An 11,597-nucleotide genomic window follows, 5' to 3' on the forward strand; every position below is an offset into this window, starting at 1 on the left:
CTGTTGGTTACCTAGTTCAGTTAATAAATAAGTGGTTAAACTAAAACGTATAAATAACCCCAACGCCCACTTCAGCTTCGTAATCACTGCGTGCTATAGGGCTATCTCTGACTTCACTACTAAAATACTCGAACAACGCTTCACCATAGATTTGCCAATCACTGTTGAGGTTTTGTCGGTAATTATAATCAATACCAAACGAGCGCAATCCACCACTTAAATTTGTTTCTTCTAGGCCTGATGACGCTGATTGCATAGCATCAACACCAAAGCCATTATTGGCGTATTCACTGTCGTGTACTACAAACACAAGATTGATTTCAGAGCCTGTGCCGTCCGTTTGCTCACCGAATCGACGTCCAACACCAAATAAGGCTAAATTGCCGTTTTCACTGGCAACGAAACGACTAACTAACCAATAACGCCAATCTTGGGTAAATGAGCGGCGAGCTTGTAAAACTATTTCATACCCTTCTTCTTGATTACCAAGGCCATCTAATCTGCCATCGTCAGAATCACTTTCTTCTCGACCTTCTTCAAATCCAATCAAAGCATCTAGCAGCCATTGATCATTAAGTAATCCTCGCCAGCCAAATGCTTCTCCTGCAAAGTAATAAATATTATCACCACTGCGCCATTGCACGGCACCGGCTGGCTGTGCTTCCAGTCCAAATTCATCAGATCCTTCGTAAGCAGATTCATATTCTAACCCCACACCTAAGCCAAATGCCCAGCCATCTTCACCTTTGGTGAAATCATCAATAGATGGAAGGGGAACTAAAACTGTCTTATCTTCTTGAGCTAATGCTGTGTTATTAAAGGTAGTGTGTATAAGCAATAAAACGGCTAAATATATAAATTTTTTCATGGTACTTGTTCTGTTTATTAAATTGGTTGTTACATAAACAATTTTACGAATTCGCTTAGGATATGGTTCATAACTACTTTTGCCTTTTTTCTTCTAATCCGGCAGCAAACTCGTAGCAGCACATTTACACCCCGTCATTAGCTCTTTTATCGCATCTCGCTAACTGCTACCCACAAAAAAGCAGCCATGCGGCTGCTTTGAAGGGAAATCACATTTTAATGATGGGCATTAAATGTGGTTATTACACTTAAAGTGCTTTCCATACATCCGCGACACCTGGCTCGTCTCCTTGAGTCCACCATTTCGCTTCGTATTTATTACCTTGGTAAGTGACTTGGTCGCCACCGTTGTAGATACCCGCCGCTTGCCACACAACATCACCGTTCCCATCGGTTGGTTGTGAACTTGCTTCCCATGGGCCACCTAAATCAGGGCGGTCACCTTGTGTCCACCACTTAGCTGTGTACTCTACGCCGTTGTACGTTACCTTATCACCACCTACATAGATTGCAGTATCACTCCAGCTGGTTTCACCATCTGGCGGAGTTGTTGTGCCAGAATCTGTCACGGTGACATTAAAGCTCACTGCTGTTGCAGTTTGACCATCACTTACCGAAACCGATACAACATAACTAGTATCTGCATCAACGCTGCCCGCTTGTAAACTCACATCAGCTCCTGAGCCCACTAACGTTAAGCCTGCTGGCACTGTCCAGCTGTATGAAAGCGCATCGCCATCAGCATCAGATGCCGAAACCGCAACAGCCACACTCGCCTCTTCTGCCATGGTTTTATCTGCAATTGCCGCAACCACTGGTACTTGGTTCTCACCTGTTGTTGGTGCTACAACATTCACTGTAACGTTACGGCTTACACTTGCCTCGCCATCGCTCACACTCACAGCAACCGTGTATTGCGTATCAGCAATCACTGATGGCGCTGTGATAACAAGGGTATTTGAATTTTCACCTGTTACTGTTAACGCGCTGTCAGCTGTCCAGCTAAAGCTTAGCGGATCGTTATCCGCATCAGTTGCCGATGCACTAACAGATACACTTTCGCCCGCATTAACAGATACGGTGCTTGATACAGATAGCACGGGCGCTCTATTGCTAGGCTCAGTGACTGTGCCGCCAAGTGCTTCGTGCATTGCGTTGAGGATATCACCATTATCAGCATCAATTTCCCATGCAAATAAGCCACCTAGGTTATATTGATTAACATAAGCACCTTTTGCCAAAACTGAACGACGGTTATCGTATGTAATTAATTTACCGTTGCTACGGTTCCATACATAAGCAGCTTCGGCTTGTTCGTCATAACCTGTTTCAAACCCATTGATGCCATTTTCAGCAGCTCCCAACATGTAAGTTTTGATGCCTTCATAATCGATAACACCGTCTTCCCATACACCTTGCGCTGTAGTGCCTTTTAGCTTGCCATTACCGGGGGCTGTCATTGGGTTATCAGCGATAGTCGCGTTTTCTGGATAAACACCTTCCCAGCCACGACCATACATAGCAGTACCTACCACGATTTTCTTCGACGGTACGTTTTGCGCAAGTAGATTTTGCACTGCGTTATCGGTTGTGTAAGCAGGGCCTTTATATGGAACGCCTTCTTCATCAACACCTGTGCCATCACACTGACCAACACGGAAATGCGATGAACAATAAAGCGCAGCCTGATGGCCCGTTACATTACTCCATGCACCATAATAGTCGTAGCTCATTAAGAAAATGTAATCCATATATTGTTGAGCTTGTGAGTAGTCGACATCTTCAATTTTGTCGTAACCTGCACCAATCGCTGATGTTAACTCATACTCACGGCCTGTCTCGGCTTCAAGCTTATCAAGCATCGCGCGCAGCTCTTGCATTAGCGCTACGTATGCTGGGCCGTCAGCAACTGGGTCGCCTAAGTTTGGATTAGCACCCTGACCACCCGGGTATTCCCAGTCAATATCAACACCATCGTAGAACTTCCACGTTCTTAAAAACTCTTCCATTGATGCCACAAACGTGTCGCGATTGGCTTTATCGGTAAAGTAGGCAAATGGGTCTGATAAAGTCCAACCACCTACTGATGGTAAAATTTTCAGATCAGGATAACGCTGCTTTAACGCCATTAACTGCGAATACGTACCACGAATTGGGTCATTACTATCAACACCTGGTAGCGCTTTTTGAATCGCAGCCCATGGGTCGTGGATCACGACTTCGAAATCTTGCGAGCCTGCACAGGCAGTATTTAGCGCGTTTTTAGGCCCACCTGTTAACGAGTCATTAGGTCCACAAATTGGAATAAATCCATACAAGATATGACTGAGGTTTTGCGCTGGAATATTGGTTACATCATAGTCACGGCCATAAATACCCCACTCAACAAAGTAGGCACCGGTTACAAGACCGTCTTTGGTGCCAATATCTTGGTTGTTTGGATCATAATCCATCGGTAATGGCGCTAAGTGACCGCCATCTGTATCGGCAATAACAATTGGCTTACCTTCACTGCGAGCACAGGTAGTACCGCCTTCACATAGTTCTAAATATAATGTGTGACGACCGGCTTTATCATACGGGAAGCTAATAACACCACTTTTGGTGCCTGCTGCAAGTGACCCTTCATTAACCAGCATATCATCGAAATACACTTTGTAGCTGTCGCCGCCATCCCCACTCCATGCGTTCCATTCAATGCTGATGGTGACTTCATCTACACGGTTCACCAAGCTCTTATATGAACCTGTACCCTCAAGATCAACCTCAACAAATGAGTATTCTTGTGGCTCCCAAATAATGGTTGGTGTTGAAGGTGCTGCATTCGCTGCACTTGCAAAGAGTGCAACACCAATGGCTGCAGTTAATTGTTTTATATTCATGATTCTCTCTTATCTGTTTTTATATAGCGTTACGCTGTTATTGATAAAGTTTGAACTACAAAACTTTAGATTTCTGTCCATACTTGGCTGGCACCCGGTACATCTCCTTGGGTCCACCACTGCGCTCGATAGCGCTGTCCTTGATAGGTTACTTCGTCGCCGCCTTGATAGGCTTTGCCGCTGTTCCACTCGATTGATGCACTGCCAGATTCAAGCTGCCATGCATCACTACTGTCTGGTTGTGCGCCTTGGTTCCACCATTTCGCACTGTAAACGCCGCCGTTAAAACTCACTTTATCGCCCGTGTTGTATTGGCTTGTGCTATTCCAAGCGGGCACGCTCGGATCAACAGGATCAGGGTCGATTACAGTGCTATTAAGCACAGTCACGGTAAAACTTACTTGGCTTGTGAGCTCGCCATCTGACACCGATACACTCACGGTGTAGCTTGAATCAGCATCCACAGCAGGGGCAGTTAGCGTGATGTTGGCATCGCTGCCCGTAAAGCTCAGTGGTGCAGGAATATCCCAGCTATAAGTTAATGTGCTTTGTTGATCATCAAAGGCGTGCAGGTGTATCGCGGTGCTGCTCTCTTCTTCGACTTGAAGGTCATCTGGTTGATGAATAATCGGCGCGGTATTGTCAGGTGCAGCTTGTACGCTTAGTGCAAAGCTGTAATTTGTATTCGTTGTAAAGACTTGATTTATCAATAAATCTGTAGCATCAAAGGCAATATCTCCAGCGCTATTTTGCACGCCAATATTAACTAAGTGCGCGTAATTAAGGTTTAACAGCGCTGCAAATTCAGCCTGCCAATTAGCTTGATTATCAGTTGTGATCTGCATTTGTTGAGTAAGTAACTCTTGACCATTTTCATCAAATAACCGCGCTGACACACTACCGCCAACCTCGCCGTTTTGCCCTTGACGAACAAAGTAGCTAATTGCTGTCCAATCGCTTGGCTCTGTCGGGGTCGCATCGCTAACGATATTAATATCGCTACAGTTGTAGAAGCCTTCGCCACCGGCATCATCTCGTTGCCAGCGCGTGTATAAAATGGCATCGCCACTGCGTCCTTGTGGAATCGATACGCTCATTTCATAGTAACGGTCGTTGTTAGCGTCAATACTAAAATCAACATTGCCGTACTCTTCAACAAGCTCTAGGTCATCCCAAGTAAGCACTTGAGTTGCACTATCAAAGCCCGGTTTTGTTAAATAAAACTGCCAGAAACTCGGGTTATGCGGCGTACTCGCTAAAAAGCGCACTAAAATATCGCCATTTGTATTAGGAATAACTTCACTGCGTTGCCAATGCGCTGAAGGTAAATCCATACCGCGTTTTTCTGGGTCGCCTGCTGCACATAACCGGCCGTCAGGTACACTTTGTTTTACTGCATCAAGGTTTGTGTATTCAATGGTATTAGCTGAAAATTCAATGTCTTGAACAAATTGCACATGCCCTGCTTCAACAAACGCTGCTCGACAAGCAAGGTTAGGGATCCCCGTGCCATCAGCAGGCCACCAGTAACCGCCATCGGCATTACAAAATGCTTGGCGTGCCTTCGGGCTTTCTAAGAATCCGTGGGCATTCACATGGCTTGATGCACAGGCAAGCAGCATGCTGGTTGCCACTGCCGATAAAGACAATGCCTTTGATTTCATTACTTTCATTGTTGTTCTCGCTGTAGAAATGCGGAGCAAAGTGCTTGCTCCGCTTAGTTGGTTAAAGCGTGCAACTCACCGTCCAGTCAGCCGATGTGCCTGGCTCTGTGCTCGTCCACCACTTTGCTTCGTAAATCACGTTGTTGTGATTCATTAAGTCGCCGCCAACAGCATGGCTTGGATTACCAGCCCAGTCAGTTTGCGGCCAATTTGGATACACAGGGATGCTTGCTACATCAACACCATTACAGCTTCCCTCGCCACCCGTATCACCACCGGTGTCACCGCCAGTATCACCACTGCCGGCAGTGCCGTCTGGTAGCATTGGGTATTCGTATTTGAAGGCGTAGGTTTTGCCATTTTTCTCAATGGTGAAATTAGTTGGCCCCGTAATTGGCATGTAGTACATAACTTGTGCCTCAACGGTTTCACCTGTGTTAAATGACTTTTCGATACCGCCCCACTCATTCACTAAGGTGATTGAAAAACGATGAAACTCATTTTCAAAGCCGCCGATATTATCGCCAGCCGCATTAGAACCATTCGCTTCAACAGCCATGCCGAGCTTTTCTTGTGCATTCCAATTTGATTTGAAAATTGCAGAGGTAGAAACGGGCACATCAAAGCTGATTTTCGCGCCGCTTAAGTCGATATCTGAGTTATTGGTGAATGCGAATGTAGGTGAAATCGGATAGTTATCATCACCAATTGGGAAGTCTTTCACCGTAAAGCTTACGTCAACCGCTTCGCTTGGAATGGTAAAATCAACATTACCTTGATGAGTGTTATAAGCCACACCACTTTGGTTAAATTTATCGTAAGCAAGTGTGGTTAAGCTTGAGCCCATGAAGTACTCACCTTTCGCTGAGTCATAATCATAGTCACCGGCAAGCTCCCAAAACATGATGCCGCCAAGGCCATTGTTGATAACATAATCAACTTTGGTTGCCATTGATTGCTCATCTTCAATTGATAAGAAAACCTTTTTCTCTGCATTCCAAAGCCATGGAGCAACCGCTACATCATCGTAAAAACGTGTATAAGTACCTGTTAATACATCGTCTGCATCGGTTTCTGGCGTTAGACCATAGATTTCAAGGTAAGATGGATTAATACCATTTTCGAGGTTTTTCGCATGCCATAGCGGGTTTGAACCAGCTGGCATTTCTTCACCAACATCGTTCTTATCGTGCCATAGGTTATCGATGCCAAGTGCGCCATTACCGCATTGGTTTTTCTCACCAACGCCGGTTCCTTTCGCACATTTTGATTGATCGGGTAGCGCTGCTTGGCCCCATAAACCATTAGTACCACCCGACACATCTTTAAAGCCACGGGTGTAATATGGAATACCAATATTGATTCGACCCGCAGAAACCGCGCCGCGGAAGTAACGCACAGCCCAATCCGTATTTAAGTAGCCAATACCTTCAAACTCAGCGGTGGTATAAACACCCCATTGCGCTAATTCAGAATCAAGGCCAGTATCAAACAAGGCTGCGTTGTGGCCTACATGTGAATTCCATGCACCATGTAAGTCATAAGACATAATGTTAACGTAGTCGAGATACTTCACGCTTTGGAATGTTTCCATGCCACGTAATAAGTAACCTGAAGATGGCGAAGCAATCGTTAACAAGTAATGCTTACCTGCCTTTTCACCTGCAATATCAAGTTCTTCACGAAGTTTTTGCATCAATACGCGATACGAGGCATTAAGACCTGCACGACGCGCATTAGAGATAGGAAAATCATCAGGGTGGCCTGAGTCATTCATTGACGATGGGTATTCGTAATCAATATCGACACCATCAAAGCCGTAGGTTTCGATAAATTCAACGGCACTTTTCGCAAAGGCATCAATTCCCGCTTGATTCACGGAGCCATCGGCATTGGTTGTCATCGTGTAGAAACCACCGCTATTTACGCGAGTACCGTCTTCACCAAAATAACCGCCAGTTTCAGCCCAACCACCTACAGAGATTAAGGTTTTTACATCTGGGTGTTGTTTTTTAAATTTATTGAGTAAGTTAAAATGACCTGTGTAACTAAAGCTTGGATCCATTTCAGCGCCTGTAACGCCCGGCCAAGTCATGTTTGTCGCAGGGTTGCCAACTGCATTTGGATCACCAATCGAGACCTTATTATTACCATCAACATGCGCAAAGGCATAGTTGATATGGGTGATCTTGTCCCAAGGAATATCATTCACTAAGTAGCTTGGCTGACCATTTGCACCATTTCGCCAACTCGTAAAATAACCAATAACTCGACGTGGATGATCGGCGCCCATTTTCTCACGGCCATTTTCATCATACACGCTACAGTATGGGGTATTCACACCCGGTGTTTGGTATAAGCCTTGCGGTTTACAATCGCTGCCAGGTTCGGTTGCTTCAACAACATTCACAACTTTGCTTTGTGTACCCGTCGCGCCTTCGTTATCGGTCACCGTTAAGGTAAATGAAAATTGTCCAAGTGCTGGAGCCTGCCACGTATAACTTGAAGAAGCAGCACTGGCTTGATGAACTTCAGTGCTGTTTTCAGTTAACGATAACGCAGTTACTTGGCCATCGCTATCAGTGCCAGAAAGCGCAAACACCACACTGTCACCCACCGTTACTTGTGATGGTAGTGAGCTAAATTCAATGCTCGCCACGGGCGCTTGGTTAACCGGCTCTACGTCATCAGATACACTCACTGAATGTGCAACCGCTGTAGAGGTTAGCCCTAAATCATCCGTTGCGACCGCACTTATCACATGGCTGCCTTGCGTTGCTTGCCAGCTCGCTGAATAAGGTGCACTTGTCACAACACTCAACGATGTACCATCAACAAAAAACTCAACACTTGCCACGCTGCCATCCGGATCCGCAGCGACCGCATTTATGACAACGCTGTCACCACTAGTAAATAAAGAACCTTCTACTGGTGTTAAGCTGCTAATTTGAGGTGCTTGATTTTCTCTGACAACGCTGTCACAAGCGCCCAATAAACGCCACTCTTGATCGACACCAGAGGTCTCCACAGGATTGGTTTGCGTCCACCACTTCGCTTCATAAGCGCTACCTTGTGCTTGAACCTGATCACCACCAACATGAGTTTGCCCTTGTTGCCACACTTCTAAGTTGCTGCAATCAATCGCAGCCTGTGCTGTAAAGCCGTATAAACCTAGCGACAGCGCACTCAGTTTAAAGGCATTTTTTATTAATTTATGCGAGCTCATTCGCTCCCTCCGCCCAAAGTTTTGATAACATTTATTTTACAAATCCAACTTTAAAGTAACACAAAGCACTATCACGTCAAGCTCAAAATTACCCATAAGCGGTAAATTACCAGTTATTTTTTATGTATAATTTAATGAAAAACACTAAAAAAGAATTAATTATTTATATCAAACAGCAAAAAACAAACTGATTCTACAAGGCAAAAGTGAACATAAAATTAACAATAAATTAACCACAGGAAGTGCAGCACATCTGGATTGTATGAAAAACAAGCAAAGCTTGTGTGAGGAAAAACAAAAATAATTGAAGTATCTATTTTAGGTATATAACGAATAAATTAGTTTTTAGATAAAAATTTCTAAAAAAATTGACTTAATATTATTCTTAACGCGAATTTTAGGTAAAAAAAAGCAAACACTGAGAGTTTGCTTTTCACAAAAATCCTATTTGATCACAACTTAATTAAGCAGCGATTAAATAGGACTCTCGTCCTGCATGTTTTGCCTTACGTTGATAAGCACCTTTACCTTTTTTTGGTTTCTCTACTTTTGCTGTAAACAGCTTAGATGTCACCATTGCGGCGTACACATTGTCGTTAATTACACCGCGACCAGTATCAACTTGGCCTTGTGTGCGTTGTTTCTTTTTGCTCATTTTTTGCTCCTATTAAATGTGTTGCGAGTATATACCTAGCCAAACTCTACGCAAGCGATTTTTAAGAAAAAACAATGATTTTTTACCCCTCACTTTGTCTTAAGCACTTTTACTAAACATCATGCCTTGTTGTCATTTTATAGACTAAATTCGCATTTTGATTGCATTCACTACCTAACTGCTGGCAAAACTAGCAAAAACAACCATAGTTAATTAAAAAAACAGGATTACGATGACTGACTTTCTCTTAATCGCCTACATTTTTCTTCTGGCCGGCATTATTGCCGTGCCTATTGCAAGTAAATTAGGGCTTGGCTCTGTGCTTGGCTACTTACTCGCAGGTATTGTTATTGGGCCAACACTGACATTTTTAAATGTTGATGTGATTGCCATCCAGCATTTTGCTGAGTTTGGTGTGGTAATGATGCTATTTATTGTTGGTTTAGAGCTTGAACCCAAAGCACTTTGGTCAATGCGAAAACAGCTTATTGGTCTAGGTGGTGGGCAAGTGATTTTATCTGCTGCCGCTTTTACAGGTATAGGCTTAGCGTTTGGCCATGCTTGGCAAACAGCTCTTACAATAGGCTTAATATTATCGCTTTCATCTACCGCGATTGTGCTGCAAACGCTTTCAGAGCGCGGGCTGTTAAAGTCAGATGGTGGCCAAGCCTCATTTAGCGTATTACTCACTCAAGACATAGCCGTTATTCCTATGCTTGCGTTTATTCCATTGCTTGCTTTACCAGAATTAGCGCCCGCAATTGCAGATACAGCCCATGCAAGCGAAGACGCGCATGCTGGTTTAAGTTTAGTGGCAAATCTTGAGGGCTGGCAAGCTGCGCTGGTAACCTTGGGTATGATTGCACTAGTGATCTTTGGTGGTAACTACTTAACCGCACCCATTTTTAGATTTGTCGCACAAGCACGGCTTCGTGAACTATTTACCGCAACGGCTTTATTCTTTGTTATTGGTATCGCTTTGATGATGTCATTGGTTGGCTTATCACCTGCGCTTGGCACTTTTTTGGCAGGTGTTGTGCTTGCAAATTCACCTTATAAACATGAACTCGAAAGCAATATCGATCCCTTTAAAGGGCTATTACTAGGTCTATTTTTTATTACCGTTGGTGCCAGCATCAATTTTCAATTACTCGCTGATAACCTCGCTACTATTGTGTTATTAACTGGGGCACTGATTGTAACTAAAACAGCTGTGTTGTTAATTTTAGGCCGTATTTTTGGGCTTAGGGGCGCATCACTTTGGTTACTAGCGCTGGGGCTTGCGCAAGCTGGTGAATTTGGTTTTGTATTACTTGCTTACAGTGTGTCTAACAATGTATTGGCAGCAGCCCTTGCCGACCAGTTATTACTGGTTGTGACCTTATCAATGCTGCTTTCGCCGGGGCTATTTATTCTCTATCAACGTGTGATAGCGCCTCGCTTTATTTGTGAGCAAGCCAAGCGAGATGAAGAAGAGTTTCCTGATGATAGCCATGTGATCATTGCAGGCTCAGGCAGAATGGGTGGCCTTGTTGACCGTATTTTGCAAGCAGGTGGATATAACACCACCGTAATTGATTATAATTATAAACAACTTGAAGCACTTGAACATGTTGGTATTCGTAACTTCTTTGGTGATGCAACTCGTCCAGATTTACTCAGTGCAGCTGGCATTGAGGATGCAAAATTACTGGTTGTAGCACTTGATGATGCCGAACAAATAACTAAACTCGTGCGTTATGCTATGCAAAATTACCCGCATTTACATGTGGTTGCCCGCGCTGTAGACCGTCACCATGTGTATGAATTATGGACATACGGTTGTCGCGATATTATTCGCGAAACGTACGACAGCACTATGCGGATGGGCCGTTCTGCTTTTGAAGCGCTTGGTATTGAGCGAGAAAAAGCCCAAGAAATGGTCGATATCTTCAGTGAATTTGATAAAGAGATGCTTAGAGAAGCAGCAGACGCTTACGAAATAGGCGTACCGTTTGAAGAGAACCAAGCCTATATCGATTGCATTAATAAGCTGTTTGAAGAAAAAGAGCCTAAAATTAAACAACAAATGCGCGAGATATGCGAGCGAGTTGTTAGTAGTTCGAAATAGCAAAAATATTACAATTATGGAGGAGGTGTTTTCACTTCCTCTTTATCTTCTCTTTGTGAAAATAATTTGAACCACAGAGATGTATGGACTCCCCTCCCACAGGGGGGTAACGTAATAAGCGACAAAACTTTTACAAAAGGAGTCCATACATGGTGAATCTTAACGTTATTGCGATTGATTTAGCAAAAAATAA

At 44.0% G+C, this 11,597-nt stretch carries 6 protein-coding genes; 1 reads left to right on the plus strand and 5 read right to left on the minus strand.

Annotated elements, in window-relative coordinates:
- Nucleotides 1-40 precede the first annotated feature (40 nt).
- The 5 genes from NH454_RS18085 to arfA all read right to left on the minus strand — a co-directional run bounded on the left by NH454_RS18085 (nt 41) and on the right by arfA (nt 9,294).
- Nucleotides 41-868 (minus strand): MipA/OmpV family protein, encoded by an 828-nt coding sequence (locus tag NH454_RS18085; protein WP_235382938.1) that lies wholly within the window; start codon nt 866-868, stop codon nt 41-43.
- Between the two features lie 247 nt (nt 869-1,115).
- A complete protein-coding gene (locus NH454_RS18090) occupies nt 1,116-3,749 on the minus strand; it encodes a glycosyl hydrolase family 18 protein (RefSeq protein ID WP_253039847.1) in 2,634 nt (877 codons plus the stop codon).
- A gap of 65 nt (nt 3,750-3,814) precedes the next feature.
- Nucleotides 3,815-5,422: a lytic polysaccharide monooxygenase gene (locus NH454_RS18095; RefSeq protein WP_253039849.1), complete on the minus strand. Its 1,608-nt coding sequence runs from the start codon at nt 5,420-5,422 to the stop codon at nt 3,815-3,817.
- Nucleotides 5,423-5,474: 52 nt separating this feature from the next.
- Complete coding sequence (locus tag NH454_RS18100; RefSeq protein ID WP_253039851.1) at nt 5,475-8,639, minus strand: glycosyl hydrolase family 18 protein; 3,165 nt, start codon at nt 8,637-8,639, stop codon at nt 5,475-5,477.
- 463 nt (nt 8,640-9,102) lie between these two features.
- Nucleotides 9,103-9,294 carry an alternative ribosome rescue factor ArfA gene (gene arfA, locus NH454_RS18105; RefSeq protein WP_054563243.1) on the minus strand — a complete coding sequence of 64 codons (192 nt, stop codon included), beginning with the start codon at nt 9,292-9,294 and terminating at the stop codon, nt 9,103-9,105.
- A 232-nt stretch (nt 9,295-9,526) separates the two neighbouring features.
- Between arfA and NH454_RS18110 the strand changes: the two genes are divergently transcribed.
- Nucleotides 9,527-11,404, plus strand: a complete 1,878-nt coding sequence (locus tag NH454_RS18110; protein ID WP_253039853.1) for a monovalent cation:proton antiporter-2 (CPA2) family protein — start codon at nt 9,527-9,529, stop codon at nt 11,402-11,404.
- The last annotated feature ends 193 nt before the right edge of the window (nt 11,405-11,597 follow it).

Source organism: Pseudoalteromonas sp. Ps84H-4 (genome assembly GCF_024124645.1).
Taxonomy (GTDB): domain Bacteria; phylum Pseudomonadota; class Gammaproteobacteria; order Enterobacterales; family Alteromonadaceae; genus Pseudoalteromonas; species Pseudoalteromonas lipolytica_C.

Bases quoted from the DNA above. Each gene is read 5' to 3' on its own strand.
- NH454_RS18085 (WP_235382938.1), bottom strand. From the start codon at position 868: ATGAAAAAATTTATATATTTAGCCGTTTTATTGCTTATACACACTACC.
- arfA (WP_054563243.1), bottom strand. From the start codon at position 9,294: ATGAGCAAAAAGAAACAACGCACACAAGGCCAAGTTGATACTGGTCGC.
- NH454_RS18110 (WP_253039853.1), top strand. From the start codon at position 9,527: ATGACTGACTTTCTCTTAATCGCCTACATTTTTCTTCTGGCCGGCATT.
- NH454_RS18090 (WP_253039847.1), bottom strand. From the start codon at position 3,749: ATGAATATAAAACAATTAACTGCAGCCATTGGTGTTGCACTCTTTGCA.
- NH454_RS18100 (WP_253039851.1), bottom strand. From the start codon at position 8,639: ATGAGCTCGCATAAATTAATAAAAAATGCCTTTAAACTGAGTGCGCTG.
- NH454_RS18095 (WP_253039849.1), bottom strand. From the start codon at position 5,422: ATGAAAGTAATGAAATCAAAGGCATTGTCTTTATCGGCAGTGGCAACC.